Below are 16,506 nucleotides of genomic sequence, written 5' to 3'. Positions count from 1 at the left end.
GGCAAACTGCGCCGCGCCGATGCGATAGCACCGCCGATTGGATCCGGTCGAGGACAACTCAGAAGCGGTAGCCGAGGCGCAACGCAACACTGCTCATGCCGTTGAAGTTGTTGGACGTGCTGCCTATCAGCGACACCGCGCCGCTTAGCGGGACCACCAGCGAGCCGGTGAGGCTCCAGGGCTCTTGAAGACTCTGCTCCTGCCTGACATCGATCCGTTCGCCGCCGATAGAGGCCGAGAACTCGACCACACGATCAATCGACAGATGGGTGACGCCAAGGGCGAGGTTCATGCGCCGCGAAAACCACTCACGCGAGTGGATCAGCATCAGGCTGGAAGCGACAGTGCGTGTGTCGATGTTATCGAGATCATTGTGCCCGAGGATCACGCCGGCACGCAGCAGCAACGGCGCCTCTGGATCCCGCACGATTGGCAGATACAAGCCAAGACTGCCCTGCAACGACGTACCGCTCGAATCACGCTCGTTGGTCGACGTCACGGAAAAACTGTCCCCCAGCAGAGGCAAGGGCTCCAGGAAGGAGCCAGACACCGTCAGCTGCGCATCGGATGTGGTGTTAGCAAAGCCGCTCGCCACGGAAAGCTCCACCAGGGGAAACGGCCGATAACTGAAACCCAGAAGAAGAGTCCTCGAGGAGATGTCAATCTCCTCTCCCACACTCAGGTCCACGTCATCGATGAGCAGATCGCCAGTGGCTACTACATCGATGCTGTCGATCTGAATCGGCGTGCGCGCGGCGGTCACTCCACCGAAGATTTGAAACCTACTCCCTGTAATGCTGGGGGAGGTCGGCGGCGAGGAGCTTGCTGATTCAGTGCCAGCCACAGCCACACCACAGATCAACAGGGCCAGGGAAAGCGGAGCCAAGTGGGTGACGTTTGTCATGGTTCTGCCTCAGTCCTTTGCGACCGCGACAGAGCATAGGTACGACTGTGTAAGCAAAGGCGGAACAGAGCAAAGAAGTGTAAGCGAGCCATAGCACGCGCCGCCGGCACAGCGTCATGGCCTGATGGTTGACGTCCGTAGGAGGCCTTTACCTTTACCTTTACCTTTACCTTTACCTTTACCTTTACCTTCGCCACCGGCAATCGTAAAGGAAATCCCAACAGTCGAACTCGGCGGGGTGCGGGTCAGCTGCGCGCGGATGGTGAGACTCTCATCCCGAGGGATAAGAAGTACAAACGCCATCGGCGAAGTACGCGCCGATCCATCCGAGGCCTGCCCGCGTCGCACTCCCTCGAGACGGCGGCTGCAGTCCCTAACGCCTTCGGCCTAGTCGGCCCCCGCCCCCAGGGAGCCACAGAGCGGCTCCTTGGGTAGCGGAACCATGTGGGGGGAGCTACCAGGTCGTCACTAGGGACTCGCTTCCCGGTTGGCATCATCGAGATGTCGTGGCATCCCGGCCCTTCGGTGCCGCGTGGATCGCGAAGTATCGGAGCGCCGTGCTCACCGTGCCCAACGTGGGCGCTCGGGAAGAGACCCACCTGCTGATCAACCCTGCCCGTAGGGCGCAGGTAGCTTCCTCCTGAGACGACGAGGTCGCGGGTGTTTGGCTCGAGGGCGACACTCAATGAAGTCAGAGTGTTACGAAGAAACACAGAACGAAAACAGGAAAAAAGAGGCTTTTCCACAGTACTCCGCGGGTGCTCCCCACCACCATGCGCCCCACGGTTCGGACACGGGGTCCGGACCACTTACGGAGACATCACCATGTTGGAGAAGCGACTCAGTCAGTCGGCAGAGGCACTCGCACTTTTGCTGATCTCGGCCGCGTACGCCTACAGCGTTGCGCGTTTCAGCGGCGTCCTATGAAGCCCCATCAAGGTCCAGTCAGATCCCTGGCTGGACCGTTTCCGAAGACTCGACCCCATCGCCGATCCGACCTGACCACGACGAGGATAACCATGACTAACGTTCAGTTCGCCGAATACCTGTGGATCGACGGCGCCCAGCCCACGCAGCAGATCCGATCGAAGGCACGCGTCGTCAGCGTGCCCGCAAACCCCGCCCCTTCAGACTTCCCCGAGTGGAGCTTCGACGGCTCCTCCACCGGCCAGGCGACTGGTGAAGACTCGGATTGCATTCTAGCCCCCGTCCGCGCGTATGCGGATCCCCTGCGCAGCGAGGGCAATTACATCGTCCTTTGCGAGGTGCGCGACAGCGACGGCGCCGAGCACGCCTCCAACCAACGCGCCCGCCTGCGTGGCGCCATCGACCGCGCGGATGCCTCGCTCGCCCCCTGGGCGGGCTTCGAGCAGGAGTACACCTTGTGCCGCGACGGGCGCCCACTCGGCTTCCCCACCGACGGCTACCCCGCCCCCCAGGGACCCTACTACTGCGGCGCGGGTGCAAACCTGGCCTTCGGCCGCGACGTGGTGGAGGCGCACGCGCGCGCCTGCGTGCAAGCCGGCGTGCTCATCTACGGCATCAACGCCGAAGTCATGCCGGGGCAGTGGGAGTTCCAGGTAGGACACCGCGGCATCGAGGGCGAAGCCTGCGATGCCCTGACCATCGCCGATGGACTCTGGGTGGCGCGCTATCTCCTGCTGCGCGTGAGCGAGCGCTTCGGGGTAGTCGTGTCCTTCGACAATAAGCCCGTGAAGGGCGACTGGAACGGCGCTGGCATGCACACCAACTTCTCGACGGCGGCCACGCGCGATCCCAACCGAGGGATGCAAGCCATCCACTCCATCGTCGCCTCGCTCGAGGGGCGACACCACGAGCACATTGGCGAGTACGGCGACCGCCTCGATGAGCGCCTGACCGGTGCCCACGAGACCTGCGCCATCGGCACCTTCGCGAGCGGCATCGCCAACCGCGGCGCGTCGATTCGGATTCCGCAGCCCGTCGCGCTAAAGGGCTACGGCTACCTAGAAGACCGCCGTCCCGGGGCCAACGCCGACCCCTACCGGGTGGCTAGCTGCCTGGTCGATGCGGCAGCCAACGCAGGTGCCGAAGCCGCCGCCCACGCCGCATAGTAGCCATGGGGGATGCCACTAAGCGCATCCCCCACTTTCAAAGGAGATAGCGCAATGCTCGTTCGCCACCTCAAGCTACCGGCTGCGATCGCCGGCCTCTCGGCATCTACGCTGGTGCTCGCCGATACGGGAGTTGATCCGCAAGTTAGCTACCTGTTCAACACCTTTCTTCTGCTGTTTTGCGGCGTGCTCGTCATGTTCATGGCCGCTGGCTTCTCGATGCTCGAAGCCGGCATGGTGCGGGCCAAGTCGGTCGCCGTCATCTTGGCCAAGAACGTGGCCCTCTACGCCATCGCCTCGGCGATGTTCCTCGCCGTCGGCTACCAACTCATGTACGGCGATGGTAACTCGCTCTTCGGCACGCTCGCCTTCTGGCAACCGGTCGAGGCCACAGCACCTGACATCACCACGGGACAGCCCTCCGTGGCCGTCTGGTTCTTTCAGATGGTCTTCGTCGCAACGGCGGCGTCGGTCGTCTCCGGCGCGCTCGCCGAGCGGGTGAAGTTCTGGCCCTTCGCTGCCTTCGTCGTGGTGCTCACCGGGTTCCTATATCCGATCGTGGGTCACTGGACCTGGGGCGGCGGGTGGCTGGCAACGCTCGGCTTCAGCGACTTCGCAGGTTCCACCATCGTCCACAGCGTTGGGGGTTGGGCAGCGCTCGCCGGCGTCATCCTACTCGGCGCGCGCCGCGGCCGCTTCGACGAGGATGGCACGCCTCAGCTGCTGCCGCCGTCGAGCCTGCCCATGGTTACCTTGGGGACGTTTATCCTCTGGCTCGGCTGGTTCGGCTTCAACGGCGGCTCGCAGCTAGCGTTCGCAAGCGCCACCGACGCCTTCGCCGTGGCCACGGTGTTCGCCAACACCAATGCGGCTGCCGCCGGTGGGGTCATCGCGGCCACCCTCGTGACGCAGCTCATCTACCGTCGCCTCGACCTGACGCTGATGCTGAACGGTGCCCTGGCTGGCCTGGTGAGCATCACGGCCGAACCGATCGCCCCCTCCTTGGGGCAGGCACTTATTATCGGCGCAATCGGCAGCGTCATCATGATGCTGGCGACGCGGCTGCTGGAGAGTCTCTTGCTGGACGACGTGGTAGGTGCGATTCCCGTGCACCTGGCCGCTGGCATCTGGGGCACGATGGCCGTGCCACTCACCAATGCGGATGCGAACTACTGGACCCAAGCCATCGGCATCGCCTCGATCGGCGCAGTCACCTTTCTGATCAGCTACCTCGTCTGGACGGTCATGCGGGTGACCACGGGCATTCGCCTCAAGCGTCACCACGAACACACCGGCGGCGATCTCATCGAGATCGGCCTACGCGCCTATAACCTTGGATAAGGGCTAGGGACATGACAGACCAAAACTTGAATGCCGTCTTTCGCTCCCTGGACGAGCGAGGTACGGGGAACGTGAGTCGCAGCGCTCTGGTGGAGCGCCTGTCGATGGCAGGCGTCCAGCTCGACGACCCACGGCTGGAGGGCCTACGCGAACGCCTGGACGTGACCAACCGCGCACCGCTGCGCAGTAGCACCTTCGCCTCCCTGCTCGACAACGGCGGCTCACTGGTGAGCCGGGCGATCAAGGGCGATCTGGTGATCCCCGACTTCGCCGCGTTTACCAAGGAGGTGCGCGAACTCGCCGGCCAGGTCCGGCAGGTCAATGACGGCGCCGTCGCCGACTACATTCCGCAGCTGGCTCGCGTGCCTGAGGACAGCTACGCCGTCGCGGTGTGCACGATCGACGGGCAGCGCTTGTCGATCGGCGACAGCGATACGCGATTCACCCTGCAGTCGAGCTGCAAGCCGTTTCTGTACGCGGCGGCCCTCGAAGAGCATGGCGAGCACAAGGTGCACGCCCACGTTGGACGCGAGCCCAGCGGCATGTCCTTCAACGAGCTGACCTTGAATAGGCAAGGGCTGCCGCACAACCCGATGATCAATGCCGGCGCAATCATGACCAGCAGCCTGCTCCGGCGCGACCTGCCCACCGCCGATCGTCTCGAATACCTGACGAGCCTTGTCTCCGCGCTGGCCGCACGAGAACGGCTAAGCCTGAACGCCGCCGTATGGCACTCCGAGCGGGAGTCCGCGGATCGCAACTTCGCCCTCGCCCACCACATGCGCGAGCGCGGGGCCTTCCCACCTGGCATCGAAATACGCCCCACGTTGGACTACTACTTCTCAGCGTGCTCCATGGAGGTGACCGCCCGCAGCATGGCCACGATCGGTGCCACTTTGGCTAACGGGGGCGTCTGCCCCTTGACGGGCGAGCGGGTGCTCTGCGACGAGACCATCAAGAACACCCTGTCGATGATGTACTCGTGCGGGATGTACGACTACTCCGGTGAGTTCGCGTTTTGCGTCGGCATCCCGGCCAAATCGGCCGTCTCTGGCGTAGTCCTCGCGGTGGTGCCTAACGTGATGAGCGTGGTGGTGTGGTCACCGAAGCTGGATGCGTGCGGTAACAGTGTGCGCGGGGTGGCCTTTCTGAAGGGACTGGTGGGGCGCTTCAGCCTGCACAATTACGACAGTCTGCTCGACACCAAGAAGCGAGATCCGCGCCGCCTTCGCAACGCAGTGCTGAGCGATCACACCTACCACGCGATCTATGCGGCGAGCATCGGCGATGTCAGCGAACTGCGCCGACTCGTCGCCCACGGCCACGACTTGAACAAGGCAGACTACGATGGCCGCACGCCATTGCATCTCGCCAGCGCCGAAGGGCATTCGGAGACGGTGCAATACCTGCTGCATCAGAAGGTATGCCCGGCGCCGATCGATCGTTGGGGCAACACACCGCTGGCGGACGCCACCCGCCACGGGCAGGACGCGGTCCGAACCCTGCTGGCCGCTGCGGCGTAAACAGCCCTATGGCAGCCTGACCGTAAGGGTCAGGTTTGCCACATCCTCCGGGCGTCGACCGATGTCGCCCAGCAACTGCGGCCAGCGCGGATCGCCGTGCAGGTGCGCGAAATAGGCCGAGCTATGGGTGAGGCTCAGCACGCCTTCCTCGTGGGCGCGGTAGAGCCACTCGAAAGCCCGGTCCGTGTCGTTGATGAAGGTGTAGGTTCTGGCGATCCAGTAGGCCAGTCCGGTGTCGCCATCTTCATAGGTCTGATGCAGCGCCGCCAGGGCCGCGTCGAATGCCTCGGCGTCGCCCAGGGCGTGGAAGACCATGGGCGCGAGGCGGACGTGCCGACGCGATCCCGCCATCATCTCAAGCTGCGCCTTCGCCGCCTTGGGATTGCCCGCGTACAGGTAGGCCGTTGCCAGACTCGATCGGCAGGGGCCCGTGGTGGTGGCCGTGGCCACCTGGATTTCGCACATCTCCACGGCCTCTTCGAAGCGACCCGCGAGCAGGTAAGAACCGGCCAGATTGATCCGTGAGATGTTGCCCACAGGATCACGCGCGAACAGGTACTCGGCCACCTCCACCGCGTCGCGATGCTGGCCGAGGCCATGCATGGCGATCACCGCCCAGCGCAGGAGAATGGGGTTACTCGGATCGAGCTCGAGGGCCCGCTGCATCTGGGAGGACGATGTGACCAAGTCGTCTCTCCACCGCTCCTGCAATACGGCGCTCATGCCGAGGGCCAGCGGGTCGTCGGGGGCGATCTCTAGCGCTCGGTCGATGGCGGCGAACATGCGCCTTAAAATCTCATCGCGAGGCAGATCACCGCTATTGACCGTGTCGTCGTACAGGGCAGCCAGCCACACCCAAGCCGGCAAATAGGTGTCGTCGATGGCCACGGCGGCCTCGTAGAGATCGCGAGCCCGCCCGAGCGAGTCGCCTCCGGGCTGCTCGTGAAGGTAGCGCGCCTGCAGGAACAGCGCATACGCCTGAGGATCGGTCTCACGCACGGCAGCGGCGCCAGGGACAAGCGACCCCTCGAGCTTGCCGACCACGGCAGCGGCGATCTCCTCCTGAATGGCGAATACATCCGTAAGCTCACGATCGAAGGTCTCCGACCAAACGCTGGTCTCGCTGCGCGCGTCCACCAACTGCGCAGTGACACGGATGCGGTTGCCCGCCACCCGCACGGATCCCTCAAGCACGTTGGCCACGTTGAAACGTCGAGCGACGGTCGGAATGTCTACGCCACGACCACTGAAGGAGAAGGAAGAAGAGCGCGAAATCACGCGAAGGTCACGCACCTTGGTGAGAACATTCAGCACCTCTTCGGCGATGCCATCGGACATGTACGCCTGATCACCCATCGCCGATAAGTCTGCGAAGGGCAGTACCGCGATGGCGCGCGCATCGAGAGCTGGCACAGGGATCACACTCGAACCGCCCCTCGATGCAGCGGTAGTGTGTTGCGGACGATCGAAGAGGCGTTGGATACCCACCTGCAAGAGGGCGACGAGGATGATGACGAACAACCCCAGCCCCAGACGCTTCAGCGTGAGCGATCGACGTTGCCGCTGGCGCACAGTGAGGGGCGGGTGCTCGGGTTTGGCAGGCGACTCGCCGCCCGCTTGGGGTACTGCGAGAGCCGCCGGCAGGAGTCGATAGCCTCGCTTGGGCACCGTCAGGATGTAGTCGGGATCGCCGCGTCGATCGCCGAGGGCGCGGCGCAACTCACCGATACAGCGCGTTAGGGGCTCATCGCTCACCCAGCGCTCGCCCCAGATGCGGCGCAGGATTTCGTCCCGCTCGACCAGCTCGCCCTGCGCCTCGGCAAGACAGAGCAGCACGTCCATGCTCTTGGGCTGGACCCGACGGACCTCTCCGGCTCGCTCGAAGCGCCCTTCGAGCGGCATCACGGTCCACTCCTTGAGAGAAAATCCTCGCCGAAGATCCAACGGCCCACACCTGAGTCACCCAGCGTGCATGATACCGCCTCGCCTGGCAGGTGTCGGTAGCGAGGCCGAGAGCGGTGCTAGCGCAGCGCCCGCAGGGCCGGCGACTTCTCTAGGTACTCACTGCTGAGCTTCCCCTGCGTACCGTCGCTCAGGATGAGAGCCGGTCGCCGCGGAACCAGGTCTGCACCTCCCGCACGTGGCTGAGGCTCACGATCATCGCACGGTTGGTGCGCACGAAGTGTGCTGGGTCCAACTCCTCCGTGAGCTCAGCCAGGGTCTTGCGCAGGCGGTAGTCGGCCTTGGTCGTATGCACGCGGACGTAGTTGCGCTCCGACTCGATGCGCACGATGTCCCTACTGGCAAGAACACGCCCTGTTCGCCCGCCTCTACGTACAGCAGCGTGAGGTACCGGGGTGCGGCACGGCGGTCGAGGGCTAGCGCAGGTGGACTCTCGGCAACGCAGCACAGAAGACCGCTTACTCTGGCAGATCGCTCCCTTGGGCAAGTCGGATTGCCATGCAGCCTAATGGTCCGTGATACTCAGGTTTGTTTCCGGGCCTCAGATCGCGCCAGGGACGATCACGTTCACGCACGAACACCCTAGCCCAACTCCGCTGAGAAGCTTGCAGGTGATGCATCAATTACCTAATGGATTGCCAGAATTTCTCGCCTAGCGCACCGTCGCATAGGGTCCTCTGGGCATCCAATGGCACTCACTGCCAGGCAGTCTAGTATCTGATGGTGGATGCGAAGATGCTCCGACACATGACCCGAACCCTTAGCTTAGCGGCCGGCCTCCTCCTCTACGCTGGCACGATTCCAGTCTGTTCAGCCTCGTCCGAGCACCTACACCCCTACGATGCGCAGATCCGCGCGTTCGTTGATGACCCACTCATCGTTGCCATTCGAGGCGCTATGGACCGTAGCTTTGGATGCGGGCTTTCGAACGACTGGCGTTTTCACCCGATTAGGGTGCACCGTGAACTGCGCAGCCTACGGGATCGCCAGCGACCAACCGGTCAGCTAAGCCCGCCCTTACAAGTGCAGGTTCGATGCGCGAATCACACAGTGGTCCGATCTCTTACGATTGAGTTCGGCCCTACCCTAGTAGACGAGAACGACCGTCACCTGCCCTTCGACCTAAGCCAGATTCGTGAGCTGAGGTTCGAGGCGCAGGACAATCACACAGTGTTCCCAGCGCGGCTCCCCAACCGGGTGTTCGACGAAGCGGTAGCCGTGGAGCGGATCCGAGCCTACCCGTTTTGGCGCGAGTTTCATGAGATCGTCGCAACGCTCTCGGAGGCAAGCTGCCAAGCACCGAGCGATCAGCCTGTCTTCTTTCGACGCGGGTCTCCAGGCGAATCGGTACCGGGGCGTGACACAGGCCGTAGATTCACCACAGCTGCTCTCTGTCCGTCTCCAGCGAGTCCGGGAGACTCACCCGGGTTCGCCCTCGAGGGGAGCTACTATGAAGCGCGAGATTTCGTACTCGCGAGGCGGATACGGTCTCTGGGTGGCGCGTGGGACTGATGGCCGTGATACCCAGTTATGGGCAGGGTCGCTAGACGCAAGGGCACTGCGAGGCGCTCGCCGGGCCGGGCCTGCCTTAGGAGCAACTAACGCAGAGTCTCAGGGAACACAGAATGGTTGATCATCCGGCACCATCTCTCCAGGAGCTCGACGGTGAGGAGTGGGGACCGACAGAGTTTCCGAGCCACCTGGTCAGCGAGTGTCACCGGCTTCGTAAGGTGCCGCTGGAGCAGCCATCGGTGGAGGACATCCGCATGCTCATCGCGCAGCGGATTGGACCGCGGCACTTTCGCGATGAGGAACAGGTGGATCAATGGTGCGAGACCAGAGGCACGCCACGGGGGGACGTGAGGCTGTCGATCAGATCTGGCGGTTCGCATCGCAGTGGTATGGGCGTCACGCCGACTTGGACTGGGAAAAATGGTCAGCGCAGGAAGCTGCTGAGCTCTTCCAGCGCCACTCCCTGTCAGGACCGATTTGGACGTTGTCGCAAACCCAGGAGCGCTTTTAGTCGTGTGGACTCAACAGCGGCTGCCAAGCCTCGCGTTAGTGCTCATCGTTGCCACCTACATGAGCGCATGCGATCAAGAGATCGCCGCGACCACCTTTCAAGGTCAGCCCCTACGCGGCGGAACGCCCGATGCGGTGGTACTCACAATCGATGACCAGCGCCTCCCGTCTGTGCTAGTTAGCAGGAGCAAGGGCAGCGTCAACTTGGGGGTGTTTCAGGCCAATACGCACGCACCGATGTTGACCCTTCGCGACCAGGACAACGATGGCGTTATGGACTTACTGACCTATTCTGCCCTCTCAGCCGACGGTAAGGTGCTGGTCGCCGTAGAAGACTACGGGATGGACGGGCAACCGGATTTCATCTTCAACCGTCAGGCCCGATCAGCGCAGGTGTTCTACCGCGGACACTGGCGGAAAGTAGACGGCGTGGGCACCGGTAGCACCACCGTCGATGTCGAAGGCGATAGACTACCCCTAACGCGTGTTATGGGTGAGATTGGGCGACCTACCCAATGAGCCCTTGCAACTCATTGGGGGGCTCACCGCCAAGGGGTCTCTTCCTTTTGAGGAGATCCCACCGGGGTCTACAGAGGGCGCGGAACGGGCTTTCTACGCTTGCCTTCGTCAGCGCAGGCAAGCGACGCGTCGGGCGCCTGTCGTAGCCATGTCGCGCCCCGAAGACATCGTGTGCGCCGGGGGGAGCACTACCTTCGGGCCTACCTGCCATGTGATGTGGCAAGCGGAACTGCACGCAGACCATCAAGAACTCGTGTGCGTGGTGCTGGAGGCTTCAGCCAAGCCCGCGCCGGCACGGCGCCGCCACCAACCACTTCCGAAGGAACGACCACCTGCCGCACATCCTCGTGAGGGACTGTTCCACAGTGGTGTGTACTGCTACGGGTTCTTCTCCCGCGCACTGTGGATAGCTCGGCGACCGCCAGTCTCGCTGAAGACGCACAACCTTGTCGTGGTCGAGACGCGCGAGCCCGGGGACTCCATGGCACGTGTTCAAACGATGGGCACCCTCGCCCGTCGTATCGACGTCGAGGTGCCGCCGCAGGCAACGGAAAAGGCGATACTCGACGCCACGGCGAAGATGCGCGCCAACGTGCATTCACTGCTAGCGGAACATGAGCTCACAAGTGCATTGCTCCAGGACCTTCGTGGTGAAGGCTAATACTATCGATCAGCTGGTCGCCCAAACTGAGGGCCGGTGGCGATCTGCCACCATGGCGAACGAGCTAGTGGGCCGCTTGGCAAATAAGGTAACGCTCAGTCTGCGTAGGGGCAGACCCGAAGGGCGAGGTGGCGCAGGCGCTGCTCGACGGTCACTTCAATCTGATCGCCGTCCGCGATATCGCCGAAGGCGAGGAGGCCATCGTAGAAGCGGTTCTCGCAGCGATTCGCGGGCCGCGAGCGATTCGTATCGACGCCCCAGGGTGCCGTTGCCAGAGGCACGAGTGAGGCGCAACGGATTGCCAGGCGGCACCAGCTCGAACTCCTCAGCGTCGCTGCGGGCCACCATGAAGAGCCTCCTTGCCCTCGGTACGACGACGCCTGAGCAGGGACCAATCGCGGTCATACAACCGTGCAAGCACCTAGGTGCGGACACCTGACCGGACGGTACCCCTAGCGAGCACACAAGCAGTGACCTATCCAACACGATCGAGAGCGGCTCGCACGCGTGCCAAGTAGGCCAAGCGCGGGAGTAGCAACCCGCTAAGTCGATGGTAGAGAACGGCGACGGTGACCGTGGCAGCACCCAGCACGAGCGCGATCGCAAGCCATTCGTGCGACAGTGCCTCCCGCCCCGATGTGATCGACTGCCACTTCGAGACCGCGAACAGCCCCAGAAAAGCGACCAGCAAGGAAGGCGCAACCGCGCGGATATCACGAATCTCTTGCCGAACCACCCCATGAACGAAAGCCACGCAGTCCTGCGTATTAAGGCTCAGGGCCTCCAACTCGCGGTGGCGGCGCTGGCGCTGGACGGCGACAGCCACCACGCAGATCAACGGCAACGCCCCGAGCAGCAATTCGACCGAACCGTTTAGCCACGTGAAGGTGGGATCCGCAAGTAGCTTCACTGCTCGAAGCCCAAGCGCCAATAGGGCGGCCGCCCCAGCCGCGGCCATGGCAGCCATGATCAGACGCCGCTGCTCGCGCATGCGAAGGACCTGGTTGATCGCCTCGTCAGGCATGCTCGAGGGCGCGCGCTGCCCTTGCCAGAGTCGTTCGAGTTCTGCTTCCCCCATGATTATCTCTCTCGTAGATTGTTGATCAGCGTTTTCCGGGCGCGCGAGAGGCGTACCCCAACGTTGCTGGCAGACAAGCCGAGTAGCTCGGCGATCTCCTCGTAGCGATAGCCGTCGAGCTGCAGCAGCACTGCGGCGCGACTGACCTCATCCAGCTTACGCAGCTCCGCGTACACGCACTCCAGACGCTCGTCTGGCTCGTCGGCGGTTGCTACTAGGTGGGCGGCATCAAGCGCCATGGAATCTTCGCGCCCACCACGCGAGGCGTCGGCGCGCTGGAGCGCAATCGCCCGGTTCAGGGCGATGCGGTAGAGGTAGGTCGAGGGCTGACTGTCGCCACGGAAACTAGGGATGCTGCGCCACACGGCGAAGAGGATCTCCTGCAGCAGATCCTCTCGATCAGCAGGACCTGGAGCGTAGCCGCGAGCCACCTTATGGAGGATCCCGGCGTGCTCATTCACCCAGCGCCTGAAGGTGGCCTCATGTGATTCGACTGTTGCCATACCCCGTTGGACGCCAGTACCGCTAGTTTTCTTACAGGGTTCCGCTTCTTCGCGCGCCTAGCTCCTGTTCGAACTTGTGTCCTAGGGCAGCGTAACCGCACGGGATATGGTGAATGAAGCGCCCGGCCATGGCATCGCAGAACCCGTCGGTGTGCAGAATACGCGAGTGCCGTGTCCAAGGTTGTGCCTACGCTATCTCTCACGTCGGGGTGATGCTAGGCGTTGATGGCAGGTGACCAGCGCGACCACTATCTGCCCCAGGGAGGAGTCGGCGCTGGGGTGAGGGACACGGCTCGCATTGCCGTCATAGCGCTGGACTCGGTGATGCGCCTCACGTCCAGTAGGGCGTTGACGCCGGCGACGAACACGTGCTGGCGGTCCACTTCGAAGAACTCCCGTAGCTTCGCTCGCGTGTCACTGCGACCGAATCCGTCCGTGCCCAACACCACCAGCCTGCTTTCCAAGTGGGCCGCCATCGGCTGCACGACCGCGCGCACGTAGTCTGTCGCGGCGACGATCGGCGCCTTACCCGGCAGCATCCGCTGCAGGTGCGAAGTGCGACGAGGTCCCTTACGGTTCAGGCGGTTCCACCGCTCCGCTTCATTCGCATCACGAATCACTTCGCTGGCTGAGGTGAGGCTGTGCACTTCAACAACACAGCCCAGTACCTGCGCAAGCTGTTCCGCCGCGCCGAGCACCTCATTCAGGATCGGCCCAGACCCGAGTAGGCGCAGGTCCGCCTGCGCGCTCCCGCCGAAGCGCCGGTACAGGTACAACCCCGCGATGATGTCCGCTTGATCGACGTACGCAGGTAAGGACGGCTGGGCGAAGGATTCATTCGACACGGTCAGGTAGTAGAACTCATCCACCTGTGCCTGCAGCAGACGTCGCGATCCGTAGTCAAAGAGCACCGCCACTTCGTAGGCAAACGCCGGATCGTAGGCACGACAGCTCGTCACCGTTGCCGCCATCACATGACTCGACCCGTCCTGATGCTGAAGCCCTTCACCCGACAGGGTGGTTCGGCCCGCCGTCGCCCCGATTAGAAATCCCCGCGCGCGCTGATCCGCTGCAGCCCAGATCAGATCTCCGATCCGTTGAAAACCGAAGATCGAGTAGAAGATGTATACAGGCAGCATCGCCAGTGCATTGGTGCTATAGGACGTGGCCGCCGCCACCCACGACGACATGGAGCCGGCCTCAGTAATACCCTCCTCTAGCAGCTGACCGCTCACGCTCTCGCGGTAGACCAGCAGCGACTTCGCATCCTCGGGGTTGTAGCGCTGCCCGTCCGGCGAGTAGATGCCGATCTGGCGAAACAGGGGCGCCATGCCGAAGGTGCGCGCCTCGTCCGCCACGATTGGCACGATGCGAGGGCCGAGCGTCGGATCCTTCAGCATCTGCGACAGCTGGCGGACCCAGGCCGACGTCGTGGACATGACGTGATCATCCGCCTGCAGGGCAAACGCTGCGTGGGACTCGAGCGGCGGCACGGGCAGCTTGTCCGCCTGCGTACGGCGACAGGGCAGGTAGCCGCCAAGTGCTTCGCGGCGAGCCTGAAGGTAGTCGTGCTCGACGCTGCCTTCGGTGGGTCGCCAGAAGGCCATCTCCGCCACCTGTTTGTCCGTGAGTGGCAGCTCAAAGCGATCGCGGAACTCCAGCAACGCGGTGTCATTCAGCTTCTTCTGCTGGTGGGCGGTCATGCGCGACTCACCCGCAGCGCCCATGCCGAAGCCCTTCTTCGTCTTAGCTAAGATAACCGTTGGTCGGTCGGGATCCTCTGCCGACTTTGCGAACGCCGCGTAGAGCTTGCGCATATCGTGTCCGCCACGGCGCAGATCGTTGATCTGCGCGGCGGACATGTGCGAGACCAGCGCTTGCAGCTCGGGGTCCGGGGCGAAGAAGTGCGCCTTGTTGTACTCTCCGTCGTTGGCGCCCAAGGTCTGGTACTGACCGTCGACCGTGCTGGCGAAGTGGCGCAGGAGAGCGTGGTGCTTGTCGGCCGCAAAGAGCGCATCCCAGTCACTGCTCCACAGCACTTTCAGCACATGCCAACCAGCACCCGCGAACAAGGACTCTAGCTCTTGGATGATCTGCCCGTTGCCGCGCACAGGGCCGTCAAGGCGCTGTAGGTTGCAGTTGATGATGAACGTGAGGTTACCCAGGCGCTCACGGGCAGCCAGGGACAAGGCCGCGATGGACTCAGGTTCGTCCATCTCGCCATCGCCGAAGATGCCCCATACGCGACGCGCGTGCGTATCGGCCATACCGCGCGCCTGCAGGTAGCGCAGGAAGCGCGCCTGATAGATCGCGTTGATCGCCCCGATGCCCATAGAGCCCGTGGGGAACTGCCAAAACTGTGGCATCAGCATGGGGTGCGGATAGGACGACAGCCCGCCACCTTCCGTCTCCCGGCGGAATCGCAGCAGGTGAGACTCGTCGATTCGACCCTCCATAAATGCCCGGGCGTAAATCCCAGGGGAAGAGTGGGGCTGAAAGTAGACCAGATCGCCACCGTCGGCAGCATCGGGTCCACGGAAGAAGTGGTTGAAGCCGGTCTCGAAGATCTCGGCCGCGGAGGCGTAGGTGGCGATATGGCCGCCGAGCTCGCCATGTTCGGCATTCGCACGGGCCACCATGCACAAGGCGTTCCAGCGCATGAGGCCGACCAGGCGCTGCTCGATCCCAAGATCACCTGGGTAGGGTGGTTGCTCCTGCAAGGGGATCGAATTGCGGTAGGCGGAGTAACGCTGGGGCTCGACAGACAGCCCCAGATGCTGACCGTGCAGCGCCAGGCGTCGTAGCAAGTAAGCGGCCCGCTCGCGGCCACCGTGTTCGAGCACGGATTCCAGCGACTGCAACCAATCCGATGTCTCTTCCGGGTCTTCGTCCTCTCTCTGATCAGAGACTACCTTACGAGTGTTGCTCATAATCTGTGCTCATCGGACGGATGATCCTCCTGCTACGCGTCGCGCTTTTGCAACCGGGCGGCTTTTGCTTGTGACACGCCATTGTGACCGATTGGCGACTGTTCGTAGAATGGCGACCGCGATTGCCAGGGAGCGACATCGCGCTCCCTGCATCAGGTCACGTTAGGAAATGAGCATGCGCAGAACCGTTGAGCGCGAGCGTACTGGGAGCAAGTGGAGAGCCCATCTGAAGGGTCTGCAAACGGGCACCCCCGCACCGTGCGCCGCCGACCCGCACACGGATCGCCCTTCAAACACGCCCTGGTGGCTCGCCTACTCTAGCAGCCTCTCCGCCACCCAAACCGAGCGAGGCTATCGGGCCACCCTCATCGAAGGTGACGTCGCGGCTGAAGAGGACCTATTCCCGCGCCGTCGGGCCAAAGTCGGCGGCTAGTACGGCGCCTGGCGCCGCCGGGGCGATGCCGCAGAGTTTTGCAGCACTCGTGGGCTGCATCGACCACAGGCCCCTGAATCCCACAGCACTCGCTCAGCGTAGCAGCAGGGCGTACCTATACGCTAAGCCTCTGAATAATCGGCGAATATCGAGCGAGGCTCGCAACGCGTGCACTGCTCCAGCTATTTTGGATCGCTTAGCCAGCTAGCGTATCGAATCGGCGACCGACCCGGAAGCGCAAGCGGGCTGCCAACACCCCCTGTACAATGCTGGCACGTCATCATGGAGTGGCAGCATGGACCGCCACGATCACCTCAGGATCAAACTCGAGCGCGGATCGGTATCTTCCCAAACCCCCGTCCGCCTGAACGCCGTAGTTGCACTCCTCGGCGGCTTACTAGTGGAGTGTAACAGCTAGATTCGGAGTACAATTCCAGCTATGAGTACTCCTATCCATTTGACCGACGAAGAGCGGGCCGAACTGAGACGTCAGGCGAGTCAACAGAGCGGCCCTGCAGCGCTGGCGAGAAGAGCGCG

General features: G+C 63.1%; 14 protein-coding genes. 7 read left to right on the top strand and 7 right to left on the bottom strand.

All coding sequences use genetic code 11. The features are described 5' to 3' along the window. Positions 1-58: 58 nt before the first annotated feature. On the bottom strand, positions 59-904 hold the full coding sequence (locus tag AAGA68_15395) for a hypothetical protein (GenBank protein ID MEM9386440.1): 846 nt from the start codon (positions 902-904) through the stop codon (positions 59-61). Between the two features lie 506 nt (positions 905-1,410). Here AAGA68_15395 and AAGA68_15390 point away from each other — a divergent pair. The 4 genes from AAGA68_15390 to glsA all read left to right on the top strand — a co-directional run bounded on the left by AAGA68_15390 (position 1,411) and on the right by glsA (position 5,861). After that, complete coding sequence (locus tag AAGA68_15390; GenBank protein MEM9386439.1) at positions 1,411-1,548, top strand: hypothetical protein; 138 nt, start codon at positions 1,411-1,413, stop codon at positions 1,546-1,548. 375 nt (positions 1,549-1,923) lie between these two features. Then, positions 1,924-2,997 carry a glutamine synthetase beta-grasp domain-containing protein gene (locus tag AAGA68_15385; protein MEM9386438.1) on the top strand — a complete coding sequence of 358 codons (1,074 nt, stop codon included), beginning with the start codon at positions 1,924-1,926 and terminating at the stop codon, positions 2,995-2,997. 54 nt (positions 2,998-3,051) lie between these two features. Further along, on the top strand, positions 3,052-4,338 hold the full coding sequence (locus tag AAGA68_15380) for an ammonium transporter (GenBank protein MEM9386437.1): 1,287 nt from the start codon (positions 3,052-3,054) through the stop codon (positions 4,336-4,338). A gap of 11 nt (positions 4,339-4,349) precedes the next feature. Continuing rightward, the gene (glsA, locus tag AAGA68_15375) at positions 4,350-5,861 is read left to right on the top strand and encodes a glutaminase A (protein ID MEM9386436.1); all 1,512 of its coding nucleotides are present in this window, start codon (positions 4,350-4,352) and stop codon (positions 5,859-5,861) included. A 6-nt stretch (positions 5,862-5,867) separates the two neighbouring features. Here glsA and AAGA68_15370 read toward each other — a convergent pair whose 3' ends face one another. Next, positions 5,868-7,763: a winged helix-turn-helix domain-containing protein gene (locus AAGA68_15370; protein ID MEM9386435.1), complete on the bottom strand. Its 1,896-nt coding sequence runs from the start codon at positions 7,761-7,763 to the stop codon at positions 5,868-5,870. Between the two features lie 190 nt (positions 7,764-7,953). After that, positions 7,954-8,271 carry a LytTR family DNA-binding domain-containing protein gene (locus AAGA68_15365; GenBank protein MEM9386434.1) on the bottom strand — a complete coding sequence of 106 codons (318 nt, stop codon included), beginning with the start codon at positions 8,269-8,271 and terminating at the stop codon, positions 7,954-7,956. Between the two features lie 1,577 nt (positions 8,272-9,848). Between AAGA68_15365 and AAGA68_15360 the strand changes: the two genes are divergently transcribed. Then, the gene (locus tag AAGA68_15360) at positions 9,849-10,364 is read left to right on the top strand and encodes a hypothetical protein (protein ID MEM9386433.1); all 516 of its coding nucleotides are present in this window, start codon (positions 9,849-9,851) and stop codon (positions 10,362-10,364) included. A 148-nt stretch (positions 10,365-10,512) separates the two neighbouring features. Further along, positions 10,513-11,025, top strand: coding sequence for a hypothetical protein (locus AAGA68_15355; protein MEM9386432.1), 513 nt, complete (start codon positions 10,513-10,515; stop codon positions 11,023-11,025). Between the two features lie 95 nt (positions 11,026-11,120). Here AAGA68_15355 and AAGA68_15350 read toward each other — a convergent pair whose 3' ends face one another. The 4 genes from AAGA68_15350 to aceE form a co-directional block, all read right to left on the bottom strand. After that, a complete protein-coding gene (locus AAGA68_15350; protein MEM9386431.1) occupies positions 11,121-11,306 on the bottom strand; it encodes a hypothetical protein in 186 nt (61 codons plus the stop codon). Between the two features lie 194 nt (positions 11,307-11,500). Then, a complete protein-coding gene (locus AAGA68_15345; protein MEM9386430.1) occupies positions 11,501-12,103 on the bottom strand; it encodes a hypothetical protein in 603 nt (200 codons plus the stop codon). 2 nt (positions 12,104-12,105) lie between these two features. Next, positions 12,106-12,564, bottom strand: a complete 459-nt coding sequence (locus AAGA68_15340; protein MEM9386429.1) for an RNA polymerase sigma factor — start codon at positions 12,562-12,564, stop codon at positions 12,106-12,108. Between the two features lie 290 nt (positions 12,565-12,854). Then, positions 12,855-15,536: a pyruvate dehydrogenase (acetyl-transferring), homodimeric type gene (gene aceE / locus AAGA68_15335; GenBank protein MEM9386428.1), complete on the bottom strand. Its 2,682-nt coding sequence runs from the start codon at positions 15,534-15,536 to the stop codon at positions 12,855-12,857. Positions 15,537-15,711: 175 nt separating this feature from the next. Here aceE and AAGA68_15330 point away from each other — a divergent pair, with 175 nt between their 5' ends. Further along, entirely contained in the window at positions 15,712-15,969 is a 258-nt protein-coding gene (locus AAGA68_15330) for a hypothetical protein (protein MEM9386427.1), read from the top strand. Positions 15,970-16,506 lie beyond the last annotated feature (537 nt).

The organism is Pseudomonadota bacterium (assembly GCA_039193195.1).
GTDB lineage: Bacteria > Pseudomonadota > Gammaproteobacteria > Steroidobacterales > JBCBZW01 > JBCBZW01.
Note: the sequence above shows the minus strand (reverse complement) of the source record. Positions and strands in the feature narration are given on the sequence as shown.